The 19,458-nt window shown below is 57.5% G+C and carries 22 protein-coding genes and 1 riboswitch; of the genes, 11 read left to right on the top strand and 11 right to left on the bottom strand.

All coding sequences use genetic code 11. From position 1 onward, the window contains the following. Positions 1-271 precede the first annotated feature (271 nt). Positions 272-553 (top strand): DUF1830 domain-containing protein, encoded by a 282-nt coding sequence (locus NW829_RS02375; protein ID WP_414331305.1) that lies wholly within the window; start codon positions 272-274, stop codon positions 551-553. A gap of 24 nt (positions 554-577) precedes the next feature. On the opposite strand, the gene NW829_RS02370 is transcribed toward NW829_RS02375, so the two are convergent. The 6 genes from NW829_RS02370 to NW829_RS02345 all read right to left on the bottom strand — a co-directional run bounded on the left by NW829_RS02370 (position 578) and on the right by NW829_RS02345 (position 4,904). Continuing rightward, positions 578-967: a hypothetical protein gene (locus tag NW829_RS02370; RefSeq protein ID WP_414357066.1), complete on the bottom strand. Its 390-nt coding sequence runs from the start codon at positions 965-967 to the stop codon at positions 578-580. Between the two features lie 31 nt (positions 968-998). Then, positions 999-1,724 carry a hypothetical protein gene (locus NW829_RS02365; protein ID WP_414416351.1) on the bottom strand — a complete coding sequence of 242 codons (726 nt, stop codon included), beginning with the start codon at positions 1,722-1,724 and terminating at the stop codon, positions 999-1,001. Between the two features lie 41 nt (positions 1,725-1,765). Next, the gene (locus NW829_RS02360; protein ID WP_414374936.1) at positions 1,766-2,311 is read right to left on the bottom strand and encodes a DUF3110 domain-containing protein; all 546 of its coding nucleotides are present in this window, start codon (positions 2,309-2,311) and stop codon (positions 1,766-1,768) included. A gap of 113 nt (positions 2,312-2,424) precedes the next feature. Beyond that, positions 2,425-2,676 carry a hypothetical protein gene (locus NW829_RS02355; RefSeq protein WP_414330072.1) on the bottom strand — a complete coding sequence of 84 codons (252 nt, stop codon included), beginning with the start codon at positions 2,674-2,676 and terminating at the stop codon, positions 2,425-2,427. Between the two features lie 247 nt (positions 2,677-2,923). Further along, positions 2,924-3,268: an ArsR/SmtB family transcription factor gene (locus NW829_RS02350; protein WP_414330075.1), complete on the bottom strand. Its 345-nt coding sequence runs from the start codon at positions 3,266-3,268 to the stop codon at positions 2,924-2,926. A 376-nt stretch (positions 3,269-3,644) separates the two neighbouring features. After that, the gene (locus NW829_RS02345) at positions 3,645-4,904 is read right to left on the bottom strand and encodes a metallophosphoesterase family protein (RefSeq protein ID WP_238376945.1); all 1,260 of its coding nucleotides are present in this window, start codon (positions 4,902-4,904) and stop codon (positions 3,645-3,647) included. Positions 4,905-5,057: 153 nt separating this feature from the next. Between NW829_RS02345 and NW829_RS02340 the strand changes: the two genes are divergently transcribed. Then, positions 5,058-5,492 carry a Fur family transcriptional regulator gene (locus tag NW829_RS02340; RefSeq protein ID WP_414331897.1) on the top strand — a complete coding sequence of 145 codons (435 nt, stop codon included), beginning with the start codon at positions 5,058-5,060 and terminating at the stop codon, positions 5,490-5,492. A 47-nt stretch (positions 5,493-5,539) separates the two neighbouring features. On the opposite strand, the gene NW829_RS02335 is transcribed toward NW829_RS02340, so the two are convergent. The 3 genes from NW829_RS02335 to NW829_RS02325 all read right to left on the bottom strand — a co-directional run bounded on the left by NW829_RS02335 (position 5,540) and on the right by NW829_RS02325 (position 8,796). After that, positions 5,540-7,645, bottom strand: a complete 2,106-nt coding sequence (locus NW829_RS02335; RefSeq protein ID WP_414381987.1) for a thioredoxin domain-containing protein — start codon at positions 7,643-7,645, stop codon at positions 5,540-5,542. A 106-nt stretch (positions 7,646-7,751) separates the two neighbouring features. Continuing rightward, complete coding sequence (locus tag NW829_RS02330) at positions 7,752-8,255, bottom strand: GNAT family N-acetyltransferase (RefSeq protein ID WP_414416350.1); 504 nt, start codon at positions 8,253-8,255, stop codon at positions 7,752-7,754. A 73-nt stretch (positions 8,256-8,328) separates the two neighbouring features. After that, complete coding sequence (locus tag NW829_RS02325) at positions 8,329-8,796, bottom strand: SRPBCC family protein (RefSeq protein ID WP_414329520.1); 468 nt, start codon at positions 8,794-8,796, stop codon at positions 8,329-8,331. Between the two features lie 294 nt (positions 8,797-9,090). Here NW829_RS02325 and NW829_RS02320 point away from each other — a divergent pair, with 294 nt between their 5' ends. After that, positions 9,091-9,867 (top strand): DUF502 domain-containing protein, encoded by a 777-nt coding sequence (locus tag NW829_RS02320; RefSeq protein WP_238376947.1) that lies wholly within the window; start codon positions 9,091-9,093, stop codon positions 9,865-9,867. Here NW829_RS02320 and NW829_RS02315 read toward each other — a convergent pair. Together NW829_RS02315 and aroA are read right to left on the bottom strand one after the other, a co-directional pair. Continuing rightward, entirely contained in the window at positions 9,864-10,253 is a 390-nt protein-coding gene (locus NW829_RS02315) for a TIGR03792 family protein (RefSeq protein ID WP_414416349.1), read from the bottom strand. The genes NW829_RS02320 and NW829_RS02315 overlap by 4 nt on opposite strands. Beyond that, positions 10,250-11,584 (bottom strand): 3-phosphoshikimate 1-carboxyvinyltransferase, encoded by a 1,335-nt coding sequence (gene aroA / locus NW829_RS02310; RefSeq protein WP_414416358.1) that lies wholly within the window; start codon positions 11,582-11,584, stop codon positions 10,250-10,252. The genes NW829_RS02315 and aroA overlap by 4 nt, the downstream gene beginning before the upstream one ends. A 248-nt stretch (positions 11,585-11,832) precedes the next feature. Between aroA and rsmH the strand changes: the two genes are divergently transcribed. From rsmH to NW829_RS02270, 8 genes are all read left to right on the top strand, one after another. Next, positions 11,833-12,732 (top strand): 16S rRNA (cytosine(1402)-N(4))-methyltransferase RsmH, encoded by a 900-nt coding sequence (rsmH, locus tag NW829_RS02305; RefSeq protein WP_414416348.1) that lies wholly within the window; start codon positions 11,833-11,835, stop codon positions 12,730-12,732. 386 nt (positions 12,733-13,118) lie between these two features. Continuing rightward, positions 13,119-13,433 (top strand): hypothetical protein, encoded by a 315-nt coding sequence (locus NW829_RS02300; RefSeq protein ID WP_414343685.1) that lies wholly within the window; start codon positions 13,119-13,121, stop codon positions 13,431-13,433. A 358-nt stretch (positions 13,434-13,791) separates the two neighbouring features. Continuing rightward, a riboswitch (cobalamin riboswitch) is annotated at positions 13,792-13,944 on the top strand. Between the two features lie 37 nt (positions 13,945-13,981). Beyond that, positions 13,982-15,952, top strand: coding sequence for a TonB-dependent receptor plug domain-containing protein (locus tag NW829_RS02295; protein WP_414416347.1), 1,971 nt, complete (start codon positions 13,982-13,984; stop codon positions 15,950-15,952). 101 nt (positions 15,953-16,053) lie between these two features. Continuing rightward, the gene (locus tag NW829_RS02290) at positions 16,054-16,482 is read left to right on the top strand and encodes a DUF1636 domain-containing protein (RefSeq protein WP_414416346.1); all 429 of its coding nucleotides are present in this window, start codon (positions 16,054-16,056) and stop codon (positions 16,480-16,482) included. 11 nt (positions 16,483-16,493) lie between these two features. Beyond that, complete coding sequence (locus NW829_RS02285) at positions 16,494-17,363, top strand: (2Fe-2S) ferredoxin domain-containing protein (protein WP_414416345.1); 870 nt, start codon at positions 16,494-16,496, stop codon at positions 17,361-17,363. A 243-nt stretch (positions 17,364-17,606) separates the two neighbouring features. After that, entirely contained in the window at positions 17,607-18,014 is a 408-nt protein-coding gene (locus NW829_RS02280) for a hypothetical protein (protein WP_238376949.1), read from the top strand. Positions 18,015-18,235: 221 nt separating this feature from the next. After that, entirely contained in the window at positions 18,236-18,829 is a 594-nt protein-coding gene (locus NW829_RS02275; RefSeq protein WP_414416344.1) for an IS607 family transposase, read from the top strand. Next, on the top strand, positions 18,717-19,458 hold a 742-nt coding region (locus NW829_RS02270), incomplete at its 3' end, for a helix-turn-helix domain-containing protein (protein WP_414416357.1). The genes NW829_RS02275 and NW829_RS02270, both read left to right, overlap by 113 nt.

The following is a 19,458-nucleotide window of genomic DNA, read 5'->3' as shown; positions in this document are numbered from 1 at the left end:
CCAAGGGAACGGAAAAATGTAATCCTGACTACTACTCTGTGGAGATTTTCTATGAGAAATTGTCCCATATTGGGGAAAAATCCTAATTCAAATCTTCCTCGAATTGCAGAACCCTCTTGGAAATCGAAACAGTAAGGTAAAATACAGAAGTTATTTTTTCCAGGATTGATTTCTGCCAGTTGGGATCGCCGTATCGCAGACTACCGCAGTGATCCCCAGACGGTGTTAGGGTAGATGGTAGGCTGAGCAACGTGGGCTGGTAATCTGAATTATGCAAACACTCGATGCAATCCCCGATAAAAAACGAGCAGAGCGAATAACCTGTAGCTACATCAATGCGACCAGCTCTATTCAGGTGGTTCGCATCACGAATATCGAAAACTGGTACTTTGAGCGGGTGGTCTTTCCAGGCCAGCGGCTGCTGTTTGAGGCGGTGCCCGGAGCCAAACTGGAGATTCACACGGGTATGATGGCCAGCTCTATTCTGGCGGATACCATCCCCTGTGAAAAGCTGCGCGTTCGAGAAACGGAGCCGGTGACTGCGGGCGCCTAGATCTCCAGAGGCCAGGGGTGCGGACTAGGTTTCGCGGCCTTGCTGCTTTCTCTCTTCTCTTTCCGAACTGGGGGAAGGCTGAGGTGAGGGGCTGGCGGAGCGGCGGGGCTTGGGAGGTAGGGGGATCTCCAGGAAACGGGCGCTCAATCTCACCAGGCTGGTCTCTTGGGGCGGCCAAGGGATCCCCAACCAACGGGCTGTGAGCTCCAGCAAGCTGGGGGGTGGTGTCGGCGTAGGAGTTGGCGTGGGTGGTGGGGTGGGGTACAGATCTAGGCGCGGTGGCCGTGGGGTGCTGACCCGAAAAGCATCGGGAGGGGGTTGGGTCAGGGGTACATTCGGATCCCCGCATCCCAGCAAGCCCAGCCCGCCGGCAAGCAACAGGCCGTACAATTTTCGAGTGCCTCTACTGCCCATGAGTACGCTGCTGGACACCTCCAACAGGGTATCATCGGGATCCCAAGGCTCTGAGCTGGGCTTGCAAATCTTCCTCCAGCACAGATAGCTGGCGAGCCAAGGTCACGTAGCGGTTGGCGGTCAGGTTTTTGGCGGTAAACTGCTCCAGCAGTTGCTGATCCCGGGCAACCATTTGGTTGAGATACTGAGCCACAGAGGCTTGTGGATCCTCGACTAAAGCTCGGCACACCTGTAGGGCCATCACCAGTTGGGCCCGCACTTGTAAAAACAGCGATTGGATGTACTTTTGCTCAGCCTCACTGAGTTGCCGAAAATCTCGCCAATGCTGCCCCCCCTGCAGGGATTGTTGGAGCTCGTTGACCCAGTGGTTGTAGTCTTTTACTTTGCGGGCCAGATCGGTGGCAAACTTCATCACCTCGGGGGTGCTGTTGAGCAGATGGGCCTCCTGCCAACGCTGCCGGATGCGATGCAGGCTTTTTCCCAAGCGCAGGCTGACTCTCAGGATCCCCAACAGGAGCAGCAGTAGGATCCCGGCAGCCGCGGTATAGGACACCCAAGAGCCGGGATCCCGCATCCCCAAGAAGATGACCAAGGCTATTGCTATCAAACCAAAGGCCAGTATGCCCCAGGAGCGTAGCCGCTGTTGCTGCAGACGCAGGTACTCCGCCCGCAAATCAAAGGCCTCGCAGCAAGCGTCCAGATCGGCGGCCATGAGCTGGCGAAACTCGTCCACAGAGATCGGTTCCACACTAATCATCGAGGGCACCCTTAACGCAAGTGGATCGAGGCCAAACGGCATCAAGACCTGCCCTGCCAATCACGGGCAGCTTCCGTGCTTTCTTGTAGGGGCTCCAGCGTTTCGCTGGCCGGAACCACCATCAACCCATACCCTCCGCTGCGGCAAAAATCGACGATCTCCTGCGTGTCAAAGCGTTCTGCCACGGGCTTGGGCAGTCCCTGTTGAGCCAACCGCTGCGCATATTTTCTTGCCGCAAACGAGCTCTCGAAAGCAATGACGATATCTTGACCCCCAACCTGGCGCGTGCAGATTCCCTCCTGCCCATTGGCTTGGTAAAGCAGCACAATCACCTGGGGGGGCAAGTCCTCTGGGCTGACCCAAGACAAACCCTTCTCAGCCTGGGATCCCCCGCTAAGCAATACATCCCGCGCCTCATTCAGCCGCGCCAGTTGCGCCTCTAGCAAGGGTCTTTGTCGCTCGTCCTCCAGTTCTGCGAGGGCAGTACTGAGGGTTTGGTATTCCTGAAACAGTCGCCCCCGGATCTGCCGCTCGGTTGCGTCCGGCGGAAGGTTGAGAATCTGAAGGGCTTCGGCGGTGTTCATCATGGGCTCTGATTTATTCAAAATCATTGCCTAGACTAGCTGCTTTGAGAGTCTCTGGAGAGAAATTCTCCTATGATCGTGGCTGCCCGCTTTCTCGGCCAGAAGAGAGGGTGGACTCACCGTTCGCGCCAGCGGGCCGGAGGCCTTGTGCGGCGATGATGACTTCCATCTTGGGGCTGCTCAGCAGGGGAATTGACCTGGGGTTGGTCAGATAAAGAGGGAAGGGGGAAGCCCAACTCAAAAGCCTCTCGTGCCAGCAAAGCCAGCAGAGATGGATTCAACTGGGCGCGTTTCACCCGCTCCTTGAGGCGATTCCACAGGTGTGCTCGGTGGATGCGTTCCAACTCTTCTCGCTGTTCACGTATCATGTTGTTCCCACCTCTCTTGTATCAATCCTAACTAAGCAACAGGGGAGCTGGTGTCAGGGAACTTTGATGGATTTTAGGAGATGGGATCCTCATTTTCTCCGAGTTGACCCGCCGGGATCCCTGGGGTTGCCAGCAGGGAACACCATTCACATCTGTAATTTCTTGTGTTGCAGCAAGCCCGTCTTCGGAATGTACAAGGGCGGGATCCGACAGTTTTTCTAGGGACATTTTGGGATCCCTGCGCGCCTTAGAGGTCTTCCACACAGGGAACTGCGGCCTTGACAGGGCCAGCTTGCCCCAATCTATCCAAAAAATGCTGCAGGAGCTGAAAACCGGGTGGGTTGAGGCTGTAGTAAATCCAGCGCCCCTGCTGGCGAGCATTGACCAATTTCGCATCCCGCAGGGTTTTTAGGTGAAACGAGAGCTTGGATTGGCTCACCTTCAGCTCCTCGCAGAGATCACAAACACACAACTCACGCCCCTGCAGCAGTTGCAGCACGCGCAGGCGAATCGGGTCAGAGAGGGCGTGGAATCCCTCCCGCACCTGCTCATCTGTCAAATTCCCCTCTACCTCAACCAGGAACGAAACCATCATTCAACCAGGGTAGCAGGAGTTTTGCGCTCCAGTTGTCGATCAGTTGGACGGCAGGGAAAAGGCGCAACAGTCAACCGGCTCAGCGACGGTAGGTCAACCGCGCTTGAAGATAACACTGCCAACATTCCGTTGCCAACTTTGTGTTCTCTTTAACGTTTCTTGTTGCTGCCTTCACAAGCTCTCTACAGTTTCGCTGAAATCAATCACTGGGATCCGTTATGCGAGAGACACAGTTGCACCGGCTATGGCTGGTGTTGCTGGAAAAAGCTGCTTTGAATCATCTGTTGAAAAGCCTGGGCTGCTCGCGAAGTGTGCAGAACCCTCGCGAGAGCATCTACAAACGGCTCATCAATCTTTTGCCAAGACGGAGACGTTAATCCCGACACAGGGATCCAATACGAGCTTGGCAGGTGGCGATTTCTTGGGGGGTGAGGTTGTCCCAATTGACGTCGCGGCGCAGCACCAAGCCATTGTGCCCAGTGATGAAACGGGGCAGCTCTGCTTGGTCGATCACGCTCAGATCCCGCATGTGATAGGTAGTGTAATAGGTAACATCTGGGCTCTCGAAATCCACGTCGATAAGGGTGAGGGTCTTGCGGGGGGGCAGAGGGCTGCCCAAGAGGGGACGAGGGCCAGAGCCGAGAATGCCGCAGTGAAGCAGTTGCAGTTGCCCTTTGTGGCCAGGGTAGTAGCCGTGGTCGTGGCCGCTGATGTAGGTGTGGACGCGGTACTTCTCCAGCAGAGCCCGTTTGGCATCCGCCTCCAGCAGCACTTCTCCCGGATCGTCGCGCCCGACGGTGATGGCGTAGAGGGGCAGATGGCCGATGACAATGCGCAACTTGGCCTTCTGAGCCCGTTCGCTGGCCAGAGCCGCTTCCGCCCAGGCCATTTGTTCGGGCGGGATGTAATTGCAGGTGGCATCCCAGACTAGGTAAAACACATCGTCTTTTTCAAAGGTGTAGTAGAAGGGAAAGTCCCCCCGATCCACAAAGTTCAAACCTGGGTCGTGGGCCGGATCGTTCCAAAACTCGCGGGCCAGATCCCGTTCTTTTTGAAAGAGAAAGCCGCCCCGCGTGGTGCGGGCACAGGAAGCATCGTGATTGCCCAAGGTAAAGCCGTAGGGAAGTTTGGCCGCACGGATTGGGCCAGCCACATGCCGGTCGAAGGCTGCCCACATGGCGCGAATGCGCTCCTCCGACAGGCGGGGATCCTGACCGGCCACCATATCTCCTCCTCCCAAAACAATATCCGGCTGAAGATAGGGGATGAGGCCGATGCCCCGATCCACCTCTGGGTCGTATTCCACCGAGCCGTAGATGCCGTTCATGTCACTGATGACCAAGAGGCGCAGATCTCGGCGGGGGGGGATGTAGAGGCCATGGGGGGCATCTGGATGGGGGACGACGGTGGGGGTGGGCTGGGGGGTAGGAGAGGGGAGAGCGGCTCTAGGGGATCCCATCCCTGGGGCTAGATGAGAGGGCTGCTGCCGACTGGCCCAATAGGCTCCTGCCAATCCACTGCTGCTGGCCAACCCCAACAAACCCAGAATTACCTTGCGCCGCTGCATGATCTTTGCCCCCAACACTCCAGCGGTATTGTAGAAAATCAAAAGGCTGATGTTGGGCTCTTCCATCTGCGCACGGCCTGGACTCGGCTCGAAGATGGCTATGCGCGGCAGCTCTTGTAGAGTTCGGGGTGTTTTTTGAACAACTGTTGACGCACAAATGCTACCTTGGTAGAGATGAGCAACTACCTATCTCAGACTCGGTATGACTTGAGGTTTTCCATGCCTCGCCCCTTGGATTCTTTGGAAGCTGCTTTGGAACGGTGCCGGGAGTGCAATCTGCGTTTGAGCCGACAGCGCCGTTATATCCTGGAGCTGCTGTGGCAGTGTGGCGAGCACCTCTCCGCCCGCGAGATTTACGATCGCCTAAATCAGCAGGGCAAACCGATTGGCCACACGTCCGTTTATCAAAACCTGGAAGCTTTGGCCAGCCACAACATTGTCGAGTGCTTGGATCGTGCCGATGGGCGCCGCTACGGCAACCGCACCCATCCCCACAGCCACGTGAACTGTCTGGATAGCAACCGCATCTTGGATGTGGACGTGGAGCTGCCGCCTGAACTGCTGGCCCAAGTGGAGCAACAAACGGGCACCCGCATCCAAAGTTACCGCATTGAGTTTTTTGGGGTGGAAAAGCCTGCGGAGCCCCAGCAGTAACCTTGGCAAAGGGATCCCTGCTGCCCTGAGCAAAAGTTGGGCAAAGGTCAGTAAGCTCGATTTTGGCCTTTGCCGATTTGCGACTGGATTTGCTCGAGAGAACTGGCAGGGGCCAGGCATTTGTTGCCCCAGCACACCAGCCCTAGAGCTCCTTCCGGCAGAGGTTCGGCTTCGGTGGGGAGAGCAAAGACGGTGGTGGGCCAAGATCGTTGCTGAAAGGCGGGAATGGAATCGGCCTCCAGGGTGACTTTCACCCAATTGCTATACCAATCCAGTCCGGCAAAAAGGCTGGGGCAGGTGCGCGGCTGGGTGCTCATGATGTGGGCAAAGGTTTTCAAGGCCTGCTCTGCCCGCTCCAGGTAGTCCAGATCTCCAGTGAGGGCGGCAAGGCGCACCAGGTTGGCAATGGCCACCCCATTGGCTGCAGGGGTAGCGTTGTCCTGGAACTCCTTCTCTCGCACCAACAGCTCAGGGGCACTCTGGGCATCGCTGACAAAGTATCCCCCCCTGGCCGGATCCCACAGTTGCGTATCCATCTCCTGCTGGAGCTGGAGGGCAGCCTGTAACCAGTCTTGAGGGGTGGGATCCCCCACCAGAGGCAGGCAGGCTTGCTGCAAGTCCAACAGGGCCTTGATCAGCAGGGCGTAATCTTCCGATTTGGCGGGCACCTGAGCTGTGCCATCGTAGTTCAGGCGCAACAGGGATCCGGTCTCAGGGTGGCGCTGCTGGCTGAGGATGAATTGGGCAGCCCGCAGAGCGAATTGCAGATAGTCTGCGTTGCCGAACACTTGATAGGCCCGCGCCAGGCCGGAGATCATCAAGGCGTTCCAAGAGACGATCATCTTGGTGTCGGTGACAGGTGGGATTCGCCCTGGCCAGGATTGCAGACGGGCCGATTGGGCATCCACTGCCGGAGGGAAGGGAACTCGTCGCTCCGCAGAGCCATAGCGTGCCTGAAACAGATGGGTGGTCAAGGCGGCTTCAACTTCTGGCGGCAACGTCCCCCCCTGTTTGCGCTGCAAGACGATGCAGCCGGGCCGATCAGGGAAATTGCCCCCCGGCGATAGGTCAAACGCCTGCTGCAAGGCGCGGAAGGTTTCTTCCCCCAAGAGATCCTGCAGCTCCTGCCAGCGCCAGACGTAGAACTCTCCCTCCTCTGGCTCTCGATCTTCTGCCCGGGCAAAGCTGTCGGCATCTTGAGCGGCGTAGAAGTATCCGGCAGGGGCGGTCATCTCCCGCGCCACCCACTCCACCGTCAGCCGCACCGCCCGCTCAATGGCCGGATCTTGGATCCCATGGGCCCAGAGATCGGAGAGAAACTCCAGGATCTGCCCGTTGTCGTAGAGCATCTTTTCAAAGTGGGGCACCGTCCAGGTGGGATCCACAGTGTAGCGGTGAAAGCCGCCGGCCACATGGTCAAAGATCCCTCCCAGCACCAAGGCCATGCCTCGCTCTTTGGCCCGTTCCAGAGCGCTCTGCGAGCCGGGGATCCCTTCTGGTGGGTCGAAGCGGGCCGAACGCAATACCAACTGAGCGTAGGGCATCATGGGAAATTGCTGCACCGCCCCGGCATTGGCGAGCAAAGGCTGGATCTTGGGGATCCCAGAGCGCAGCAGGTCGGCGGGAATGTGGTCTTCCGGCACTAAGTCGCTGAGGGTGGTCAGAGCCGTCAAAATCTGGCCTTTCATCTCCTCTATTTTTTCCTTTTCCTGCCGGTAAAACTGCAGGATGCGCTGCAGCAAGGCAAGAAACCCCGGGCGGCCAAAGCGGGGCTCTACGGGAAAATAGGTGCCGGCGTAAAAGGGCACCAGGTCATCGGGCGTGAGGAAAACATTGAGGGGCCACCCCCCCTGCCCGCTCATGAGCTGCAACGCCTGCATGTAGATGCTGTCGAGATCCGGCCGCTCCTCGCGATCCACCTTGATGGGCAAAAAATGGGCATTCAAAAAGGCGGCAATTTCAGGGTTGGAGAAGGCCTCGCCCTCCATGACCGTACACCAGTGGCAACTGGAATAGCCGATGGATAGGAAAATCGGCCTATCCTCGGCCCGCGCTTTCTCCAGAGCTTCTGGGATCCAAGGCCACCAGTCCACCGGGTTCTCGGCGTGCTTGCGCAAATAAAGGCTGGAACTTGTGGCGAGGCGATTGGCCATGAGTACACCCTCTCACCCTTTTTGCTTTTCAGGCTAGCGCGTCCTCCTCCCAAGGCAGAGCCAACCCACTGTTGTTCAAGATACACTCACCCAGGATCCCTGTCGGTCAAGCCTGCTCCTGCTCGGCAGCCGGGACTAAAAACTCCAGAGGGCGCCCGTGTAAAACCAAGGTGGTGCTGGGATTTTCCACAAAGCCGATTCGCTCGTAAAAGCCACGCTGATGGGTTGTGAACAGGTAGATGCGCTCCACCGACTGCAGGTGGGGATGGCTGATCAGGGTTTCCACCAACTTGCGGCCAATGCCCTGACGTCGGTAATCGTGATCAACCACGATATCCCAGAGGACGGCTCGGTAAACCCCATCGGAAGTGGCGCGGCCAAAGCCAATCAGGCGCTCCCCATCCCAGGCGCTGACCACCGGATGGCTGTGGGCAACGGCCCGCTCCATCTCCTGCCGCTGGCGATTCTGCGCCCAAAAGGCATTGCGGTTCAACAGCAGGAGAAGTTGATCCAGATCCAGCTCGCCCCGCTCCAGAGAGAAGCGAATGTTGCGGTTGTCCACCGGCTGATGAGAGGGCGCGATAACAGGCTCAGGAGAGGGATCTGACATGAAGCGGCCTTTGCAGTGGCGAGGGTTGACAATGGGGAAGGTCGGCGAAACACTTGGGCCTGACGAACGGAGACTAGCTGGCCGAGGCATTGTCGGCGGCTGGCCCCGCCTGCTCTAGGGCATAGGCTTTGAAGCGCTCCAGATCTGCCTGGATGGTGCTCTCCACCACTTTGCCCACAAACAGGCCATCCAAGATTTTGCCGAGGATCCCCGGGAGCTTGTAGGCCACCGACAGCTTCACAATAGTACTGCCTTTGCGGTCGTAAAAGCGCAGCGCGCCCCGATTGGGCAGCCCCTCCACCGAACTCCAGCCGATGTGTTGGTGTTTCACCACCGTATGGGTGCGGGAGATCCAACTGAAGGTGAGGCCGCGGGTGTCCAGTGTCCACCGGGACAGCTCCTGATCCAGCAATTCCACCGAGCGGATCCACTTCATCCAACGGGGCATGAGGGTGAGGTTGGCCCACAAATCCCATACCTGCTCAATGGGAACAGGCACCTCCACCTGACAGGTATGCTCTAGCCAATCTGACTCTGACATAGGGCCTCCCACGCAACACCCAGCAGAAACACAAACCATCCAGGGGCTTGGCCACAACGCCTCGGGACGGGATCCCTGCCTTTACAAAATTTTATATCGACCTAAGATAGCATTATCGGCCTGATGAAAGTTTGGGGCTCTGCGCTTTTTGGCAGCCCGGTTTCTTTTTCGAGCAAGTTGCGGCTGCCCCCCATGAGGGCAACGCAGAAGGCAGGTATCATGATTGCCATCTGCAAGCTCCACTTGCAAGGGTTCGATGCATCCACTCGGTTGACTCGACGGGACGACCTCACCATGGTTTCACAATGGAAACAGCATCTTAAGAACTACTTCGTGGCGGGGTTGCTGGTGGTGATCCCTCTGGCAACTACCATTTGGCTGACGGTGGAGGTGGCCACCTGGAGCATTGGCTTTCTGACCAGCATTCCGAAGCAGTTCAATCCCATCCAGGGTTTGCACCCGATCTTGATCAACCTCATCGATCTGGCGGTGGGCCTGTTGACGCCGATTGTGCTCATCCTGTTGATTGGCTTCATGGCCCGCAACATTGTCGGCCAGTGGCTGCTCAATCTCAGCGAACAGTTGCTCCATGCGATTCCGGTGGCGGGGCTGGTGTACAAGACCTTGAAGCAATTGGTCAGTGTTTTGTTTGCCCCCAACAATCAGCGCTTTCGGCGGGTGGTGCTGGTGGAATATCCCCGACCAGGAGCTTGGGCGCTGGCCTTTGTGACGGGCACCATTCAAACTCCCATTCGGCCCGATGGGCCGCAGCGCTCCCTTGGCCTGTTTGTGCCCACCACCCCCAATCCAACGACGGGCTGGTACGCCATTGTGCCGGAAGACCAGGTGGTGGAAGTGTTCATGCCGGTGGAAGATGCTTTTAAGATGCTCATTTCCGGCGGCATTGTCACCCCTGAGAGTTTTGAAGCGGGGCTGCAGCGGCGAGAAGGAGCTTTGGCCGTGACCATGCCCAGTTTGCGGGAGCTGGTGGAGCAGGAGCGGGTGGCAGGATCCCCCAGGGCTGACTCGGTGGGCTCTGAGGTAGGTTTTGAGACTGAAGGGATCCCTTAATCCTGCTTTCCTGTCCCTGCAGAAGGGCCGGGCTGCCAGAGCTGGTATTCTTTGGCCTGTTCCAAGCGCACATAAAAAGGCCGCATTTGCCGATCCAATGCCTCCACTTGCTCGGGGGAAAAGACTTTCCAATCAGCGCGGCTGGCCCAGCGGAGGATGAGGTGGACAAGTTCGGGATCCTCTTGATCCAGCCAAACTTCTTTGCCCAGAAAACCCGGATGCCGACGCAGGGCGGATCCCCAAACCCGCTCGTCTTGCTCAAGAAAGGCTGCTTGCCCACCGGGAGGAACCCGGAAGCAGAGATGTTCGATGGCGATAGGGCCGGGCGGGCTGGGGCAGGTCGACATAGGAGCAGAGGCGGCAAAGTTAAAGATGGGCCCTCTCAAGACTCCAGGGGGGAAGCAGTCAATCGTTGCAGGGTGGGAATGAAGTCGGGGTAGGAGATGCGGGCACAGTCGGCTCCCCTGAGGAGGGTGGATCCCTGCGCTCCTAGAGCTGCCACCATCAGGCTCATGGCGATGCGGTGATCCTCGTGGCTGTCGACCTCGGCCCCGTGAAGAGGGATCCCTCCCTTGATTTCCAGGCCATTGGGATATTCAGTGACCTGGGCTCCCATGCGGCTCAGCTCTTGGGCTATGGCAGCCAGACGGTCGCTTTCTTTGACCCGCAGCTCTGCGGCATCGCGAATCACGGTGATCCCCTCGGCAAAGGCAGCCGCCACCGCCAAAACCGGGATCTCGTCGATCAAGGTGGGGATGAGATCGCCGGCGATGGTGCAGCCGCGCAAGCGGGCCGAACGCACCCGCAGATCTCCCAGGGGCTCGCCGGCCATTTCCCGGCAGTTTTCAATTTGAATATCGGCCCCCATCTCCTGCAACACCTGCAGCGCACCGGTACGGGTGGGGTTGAGGCCCACATCCCTTAGCAGCAATTCGCTCTCGGGCACAATGGAGGCGGCCACCAGCCAAAAGGCTGCCGAGCTGATATCCCCCGGCACCTGAACTCTCTGGCCCACCAGGCGGGATCCCCCCACCACGGCCACGGTTTTTGTTTCCGGATCCACCTGAATGTTGGCCCCGAAGGCCCGCAACATCCGTTCCGAGTGATCCCGAGAGAGAGCCGGCTCGGTGACTTGGGTGGTGCCTTCTGCCAGCAGGCCCGCCAGCAAGAGGCAGGATTTTACCTGCGCTGAAGCCACCGGGGAGCGGTAGTGAATGCCCTTCAGGGATCCCCCTTGTACGGCCAAAGGTGCCAAGGTTCCACCGGCCCGTCCCCAAATGCTGGCCCCCATCTGCCGCAGCGGTTCTACCACCCGCCCCATGGGCCGCGAGCGCAGGGAGCGATCGCCGGTGACGGCAAAAAAGCGCCCGGCCTGGCCAGCCAGGATCCCCAGCATCAGTCGCAGGGTGGTGCCGGAGTTGCCGGCATCCAACACGTCTGCCGGTTCTTGCAGCTGGCCCAGGCCAACTCCCCGAATGCGAACACACTCGCTGTTGAGCTCCGAAATATCTGCCCCCAGCGCCCGAAAACAGGCTGCCGTACTGCGGGGATCCTCTCCCAGCAACAGCCCTTGGATGGTGGTTTCTCCTTCGGCCAGGGATCCCAGCATCAGGGCGCGGTGGGAAATGGATTTGTCGCCGGGGATGCTCACTTGGCCGCGCAGGCCCTTGGCCGACGAGAGAGTGAGGATATCGGTAGAAGAAGAGTGAGTCAACACAGCAACCCTGACGGCAGACTTGGCAAAAGCGGCAGCAGTCTCATCATACTCAGAGCGGGACTCGCGCCCCAGAGATTTTGCCGGGGATCCCAAGACAGCCTGTCTTTTGACGGCCACCCCTCTTTTCTCAGAGGATCACCTTAACAACATGGATTCCTCGGTCGGGGCCTGGCCTCGGCCTTTTTTTTTTGCAGATACTGAACTTTGTAGCAGCAGAAATAGAACCCCCGCAGACCGTGCTTGGCAAGGTGTATCAACACGATTCCGTTTTGACCGAGGAGGTGATGGCCTACCTGCAACCCCAGGGGGGCGGTATTTTTTTGGATGCGACGTTGGGAGGGGGTGGGCACAGCTTGGCGCTGCTGCGGGGGGGAGCTGCCCGAGTGGTGGGGTTGGATCGGGATCCGGCGGCTCTGCAGGCGGCGCAAGCGCGTTTTGCAGCAGAAGGGATCCCCGGCAGCCGCATCCAACTGTGGCACCTCAATTTTGCCGATTTCGATCTGCAGCAGCACGGCTTTCGGGATGAGCAGGGGCAGGGGATCCCCTTCGATGGCATCGTGGCCGACTTGGGGGTGAGTTCGCCGCAACTGGACTGTCCTGAGCGGGGATTTAGCTTTCGCGGAGAGGGGCCGCTGGATATGCGCATGGATCCCAGTGCCGCTCAGGAAACCGCTGCCGATTGGGTTAATCATCGCCCGGTCGAAGAGTTGATCGAGATTTTCGCCCGTTACGGCGAAGAGCGATTTGCCCGCCGCATTGCCCATCACATCGAGCAGGCTCGTCCCCTCGCCACAACTACCCAGTTGGCCCAGGTGGTTTGGCAGGCGGTACCTCCGGCAGCTCGGCGAGGCCGCATTCACCCGGCCACTCGGGTCTTTCAGGCGTTGCGCATTGCCGTGAACCGAGAACTGGAGGCTTTAGAAACCTTGCTGGCCCAAGCCCCCACTTGGTTGAAACCCGGCGGCAGGTTGGCCGTAATCAGCTTCCATAGCCTTGAAGATCGCTTGGTGAAATGGGCCTTCCGCAGGGATCCCCGTTGGCAGGTGCTCACCCCCAAGCCCTTGTCCCCTTCCGAACTGGAACGGCAACGCAATCCACGGGCCCGCTCTGCCAAACTGCGAGTGGCTGCCCGCAGCAGTCAGATGTAGGTTTAGGTTGGTTCTCCCGCTCTCAAGAGATCGGCTACCGTGAAGCGGACAGCTGTCCTGCTGAGGCCGGGAATCGGGAGAAGGGGGTTGCTGTTGGGGGGCGCGGGGAACTAGGGTGAAGCGGAACCGGCAGTCCTGCACCGTCGGATCCCTTGGTGTGTGTGAGGTTAAGCCCTATGGTTAGCCAGCCTTTGAACGCAGGTCTTGATCGTCCCAAGAGCCCTCGTCGCCACAGACAGCCTTCTGCTCTGAGCCGACCCCTCTCCGGTACAGTTCAAGCCAGCCGCACCCAACCTTTGGATTTGAAGTTGAAATCAGCCCATCCTCGCAGCCAGCATCTTGCTTGGGCAGAACACCTAGCCTGGTGGAAGCAAATCTCCACAGGGATGGCTATCCTCTCCGGCGTTTCAGTGTTGAGCCTTTACAGTTGGACTGTGCATACCCAAAGCCGGTGGAGCCAGCGTTACCAGGTGTGGCAGCAGATGCAGCGCAACGAACGACAGTTTCTGCTGACTCAAGAATCCATTGCCAATTCTCTCCGGGAAATTGCCGACCGCTCCGAAATGGTGCCGCTGGTACCGGATCGGATGATCGAGGTGCCGATTGCCTCTCCCAGCCAAGTTGAGCCGGATCCAGCCCACCAGGCAACGGCTTTGCCAGAAATCGAAAAAGCCCCTCTTTTCTATCCGGTTGGGTACTAGTCCAATGAATCCCGTGGACAGCAGCCAAGCCACTGCTCCCCTCTTACTCTCCCAAAGGCTGTGGATTTTGCAAGATCTCAGCGTATCTCTATCCTCCCTATTCTTCAAATTCTTCAAAAGTCAAGGGATCCTTGGGCCTCAGGATCTGGAATAGTAGTGGGCTACTCTTTAACTGCTTACAAAGCAAAGAAGAAGTCTGGCCCAGGTTTTCTAAGTTGGTGGGATGTGGCCCATCCGAAGCCCTGGGATTGCCGTTGGGATCCCGTTCACCCCTGGGGATGACATCCCCCCTGGCAGGATAGGAACTCCAGAGCAGGGGATGTATGATGCCTAGCACGGCTTTTTCGGAGCAATCGCAGAGAAAGCTGTACCGACAGGTTGTCCTGGGGATCAGCCAGGGCATGTAAAGGGGAAAGTCCGGTGCAAATCCGGCGCTGTGCCGCAACTGTGATGGGCTTAGGCTAGACCTATGCCCTCAGTCAGGATGCCCGCCTGCGGTTTTGGCTCGCATTTCTTCCGCGTCGCACGGAATCAGGAGCTTTAGGAAAATGAATCCCATTCTAGGTCTCAGCCTGGCGCTGGGGGGCTTTGTTTTGGGGATCCCAGCGTGGGCGCAGCCGGCAGCTTCCCCGCCCTCAGCTCAAGAGGTTTTGGAAACCGGCGTTAGCGCCGAGATTTTAAATCAACCCGTCACCACGCCTTTTCGTCGCCCCGGCTTGCTGCGGGATTCTTCCCGCCCGGTTTACGTCATTACCCGCCAGCAAATTCGAGAGCAAGGGGCAAGAACGGTTCAGGAGGCCCTGCGCTACCTGCCCGGGATCCTCAGCGACGGCACGGCGGGAACCCAGTTGGGAGCCCTTAGCTCCCAGTTTATGCGGGGAGGACGAACGGCCCAGGTGTTGGTGCTCTTGGATGGCCGCCCCATTAACGACCTGGGCTTTTTTGGCGGGTTCGATCTGTCTCAGATCACTACAGATGTGGTCGAGCGTATTGAGATCTCTCCAGGTGGGGGCTCCACCTTATACGGCTCCGATGCCGTTGGCGGGGTCATCAACATCGTGACGCTGGATCCAAAGCCGAGATCCGAGACCGTGCTGGAAGCGGCTATCGGCAGCTACGGCCTCAACGAGCAAGGGATCCAAAACCGCGGCCAAGCGCAGGATCTGGGCTGGGTGGTCAGCTATCGCCGTCTGCAGAGCAACAACGACTTTCCTTTTGAAATTAGGCGTTTGGGCAAAGCCGGCAGGCGGGAGAACTCGGCAGTGGAGTACCACAACCTACAAGCCAAACTCACCTGGCAACTGGCAGAAGGCCAGGTCCTAACAGGAAATGCCCTTTATCTCAATAAAGCGTTTCAGGTGCCCGGCAGCACCGAGTTTCCCTCCCCCGATGCAGGGCAAAACACCAACGACCTGCTGTTAGATCTCAGTTGGCTGTGGGATCAAGAGAGGGGATCCCTGCAAGCCAGGGTATTTTTTGACGACCTCAACTATCGCTTCAGCGCCCCACAAAGCCAGGGATCCCGGGATGAGATCCTGCGAACGGGGTGGGGATCCCAACTGCAATACACCTGGAAGGCTGCTGAAAACCTGGAGCTTACTCTAGGAGCAGACTACCGATCCATTTCAGCTCGCAACACCACCTTCTCCTTTGCCAGGGGATCCACCAATGTCAACTACGACAATACCGTGAACCAAGGGGCCCTCTTTGCCCGCCTGGATTACAAGCCACAGCCCAACTTTTATCTCAACTTAGGTGTTCGCCAAGATTCGAGCAATCTGGTCAACGGTTCGGCCACCTCTCCTGCCGCAGGGATCCGCTGGGTTTTGGCAGAAGGCACCACCCTGAGGGCCAATTATGCCGGCAGCTTTCGCACTCCCTTGATCTCAAACTTATTCTTTCGTTTGCGGGGCTTTTTTGAGGTAGATGGAAACCCCAATTTGCGACCGGAGCGGGGAGAGAGTTTTGACATTGGCCTGGATCAGGCTCTGGGAGATTTTGGCCTACTGCGCTTGACCTTTGCCCATAACCGCATCCGCGATGGCATTACCTTTGTCAGCACTGGCCCGCGCAGGGGAACCTACGAAAACATTGAGCTCGTGGAATACACAGGCATAGAAGCAGCCCTGGATTTGCGGCTGGGGGAAAACTGGACTCTTTTTGCCAACTACACCCTGAACGATCCCATCATCCGCTCGGCGCTGGATCCCAAAGCGGTTGGCAAACAGCTAGCCTTCGTGGGAGCAGACAGCTTCAACCTGGGCCTGAGCTACCGCGATGCAGAGGATCGGTATGCCTCAGTTTTCCTGCATCACATTGGCACTTTCTTTACCAACAACGCCAATACCCAATCTCTGCCCGGCTACACCAACCTGGCTCTGCGGGGAGGGATCCCAGTAGCAGAAAATCTCGCTCTAGAAGTGGGGGTTGATAACCTGCTGGATGAGCAATATGAGGTTTTCCCCGGCTACCCAGGAGTGGGTCGCACCGTTCGGCTCAATCTGAGAGGCCAATTTTAAAGGCTTAGCCATTTCGCTCACTGCTTGACCACTCGCTTAGATATTGAGATCATTTCCCCTTCTTCATCGCGCCCTTTACAGTCAAGTCTGGATTGCAAGTTATGCCGGTATCAAGTAGCTCTGTGTCTCAATCAACTTCCCAGTTGCCAGTTCAAGCTGGCAGCGCTGCTCAGCAACCCAGCGGTCATTATCTCTGGGTTTGCATCACCTGCGGATCTCGGTGGGTTAACGGCCAAAAAGAAGGGATTAGCAAGGGAGAAATGCTGCTGTCTGCCCTGCAATCTCAAACCCTCAATCCTCAACTGACCCTGAAGCCGGTTGCCTGTATGAGCGCCTGCAGCCATGCTTGCGTTGTTGCGTTGGCAGCACCTCAAAAGATGACCTATGTTTTTGGAGATCTGGATCCAAAAGATGTGGATCTCATTCTGCAGACAGCAGAGCTCTACCTAACCAAGTTGGATGGGATCCTACCCTGGGCCGAGCGCCCTCTCAAAAAAGGGGTGATTGCTCGTATTCCACCACTGCACTGAGGAGCTTTCTCATGGCCACTTTTACCCCCTGGATAACCCCCCTCCATCAAGCTTGGCAGGAAGTTTCTTTAACGGGTTGGACAACCCTTTATGAAGGGATCCCTGCCCACATCGACTGCTTGGGGCCGTTGCTCTACGAGCTGTTTCAAGAGCACTGGGCCGAGATCCAGGTGGGCCATGTGGCGGAAGGCGGGGTGCTGGAGCTGGCTTTTAAGAAACCTCCAGCTTTGTGCGTGCTCTACGATGGCTATCTAACCGTTGCCACCGAAACTTGGCACCTGCATTTGTGCCTGGAGGAGCACCAAGGCGGCCCCCATCGCAAGACCCCACCCGAGCTGCGCCGCAAAAGATTGGTTAGCCGTGCTGCTCTCTACCGGCGCCTCAATCCCCAAGGTCAGCCCCGCATGTGGGGGATCCAATTCTGGAATGGAGCAGAAGAACCTTTGCTGCAGATTTTTCTGCCCAGCCCCTTTTTGGGTCCAGGGGGAGACTACCTGCCGGAAGGCAAAGCTGACTACCAAAAGCTTTCTCTTTACGAGCGCATCCGCGCCATCTATGTGCAGGGGAAAGAGCGGATCCCCTATGAGGATAACCCTCTTAAACGTCCCTACCTTGCCGTCTGTCGTTCCAGCCGTTGTTATCCTTCCCGCAACTACCAACCGGTTGTGGAAGCTCTGGAATCGGCTCTTCGAGAAGCCAACCTGGACGTACAGGTTATCACCTCAGGCTGCTTGGAAGTTTGCCAACAGGGGCCGGTGGTTTTTTACTCCGGAGATTGCACCTGGTACAAGCGGGTTACTCCCCAAGTAGCTCGACAAATTGTTTTTGAGCATTTGCTTAATGGCTGTCCTCTGAAAGACCACCTTTTTCCAGGAGATTAAAGCATGATTGGCCTGCAATCGAGTGCTCAACCTATCCCCATTCCCAGCTCTCGCCGCTTAATCCCAGCCCCACTTTGGATACAAGCTGCTCAAGATTTGGCCCAAGGCTGGTTCTGGCCCAGCTTGTTTACCACCGTCGGCTGTCTCAGCAATATTGCTTATACATGTACCCTTCCTTTTGTAACTGTTGGTATTGTTGCGGGCACAACTTTAACCCGCCAAAGGGCAATCATTAGTGCTTTGATGATTTGGCTGGCCAACCAAATCTTTGGCTACACCTGGCACAACTATCCCCGCACTCCCGATTCGTTTGCCTGGGGGTTGGTGCTGGGGATCGGCACGGTGGGGATTGCTCTTGCTGGCGGTTACCGACCTCTGTTTTCTCAGTCCAAGCCGCTTCGGCCAAGGCAACTGCTGCTGAACTATCTCTGGATCCCGGCCATGCTCATCTTGGGGTTTCTGGCTTTTGAAGGGCTGATTTTGGCCGCCGGCCTGGTTTTGGGGGGAACGGAGGGCCTGACCCTGCCCATTCTGGGCAAAATCTGGCTGCACAACTGGCTGTGGACAGGACTTTGGATCGGGATCCACGCGCTGCTGGTGTGGGACAGAGGACGTCGCCGGGTGTGGCTTGGAGAGGAGAAACTGCGGTGAGCTGCTCCCGTACAGGCCCTTCCCATCCCGTCAGCGGTGCGGAGCACCTTTGCAGTGATCTAGAGCATCCCCAAGAGGGATCCAGGCCAAAATAGGGGCGACCTATGTGGGAGGGGATCCCTTTGCAACTCAGTCGCGTTAACAGTGAGCATGACTCTAGTCAATGATACGCTGGACTATACTGAAAATAATGTACAGTATGTTCAGTATGGCTGCTTGGTATGGCTAGGTATGTAAAACCGAGAGAAGCGGCGGATTATTTTGGGGTGTGTCTCCACACTTTGAGGCGATGGGAACAGAAAGGCTGGATCAAGGCAATACGTACACCATCCGGTAGGGCGAGAAGGTATGACCTCGACAGCTACATTAAATCACCAAGAAAAACCAAACGAGTCGTTTTGTACGCCCGAGTCAGCAGTCGAGGGCAGAAACCAGACTTGGAGAGACAGATTGCAAGGCTGGTTAGCCTCTATCCTGGAGCCGAAGTGGTCGGAGAGGTTGGCGGCGGTCTCGACTTCAAAAGACCAAAGTTCCTTGCCTTATTGGAACGAGTTCGTGCGGGAGATGTCGGAACAATTGTGGTCGCTCACCGGGATCGACTCTGCCGGTTTGGATTTGAGTTCGTTGAGTGGTACTGCCGTCAATACGGCTGCGAAATCTTGGTTCTCGATGACGATCACCTTTCTCCCCAACAGGAACTGGTTGAGGATATCCTCACCATCCTGCACTGCTTCAGCAGTCGGCTCTACGGACTCAGAAAATACCGGGCTGCAATCGAGAAAGATACGGATTTATCCGGAACCAGCGCTGGCTAAGGTTTGGAAGCATTGGCAAGCGGCGTGCCGGTACTGCTACAACCAAGCGATTGCCTATCAGCGTCAGCATGGTGCCCCAAAAACAGCCAGAAAGCTGCGGGACATCATCCTGCGCTCCGACCTGCCCGAGTGGGTGAAGGACGCCCCCTGCCACATCAAGCAGAACGCGGTCGTCGAGGCGTGGTTGGCGTTTCGCCGAAGCAAAGACGCGAGGTTTCGCAGTGTGCGGGACAGGTCGCATACGCTGCAATTCAACGCCGGCAACTTTCGCAATGGGACGTGGTACCCGAAACTCACCCGAGGTTTGGCGTTTCGTGCATCCGAGGAGATGCCCAGAGAATGGGCACGTGGAACTGAGCTAATGCGGGTGAAAGACAGATGGTATGCCATCTTTCCTGAGCCCGTGAACGAGCAGTGTTCGTTAGCAAAGGGGGTGATCGCACTTGATCCTGGAGTAAGAAGCTTCCTTACAGGGTTTGATGGAGCGGGCTTTGTAGATATCGCCAAGGGAGACTTTGGCAGGATCGTTCGGCTGTGCTACCACCTAGACGATCTGCAGTCCAGGCTGAGTAAGGCGCCGAGGCCCAAGCGTAGGCGAATGCGGCAAGCGGCGTTTCGTCTGCGGGAGA

It is taken from the genome of Synechococcus sp. R55.8 (genome assembly GCF_047461895.1).
Classification (GTDB): domain Bacteria; phylum Cyanobacteriota; class Cyanobacteriia; order Thermostichales; family Thermostichaceae; genus Thermostichus.
Note: the sequence above shows the minus strand (reverse complement) of the source record. Positions and strands in the feature narration are given on the sequence as shown.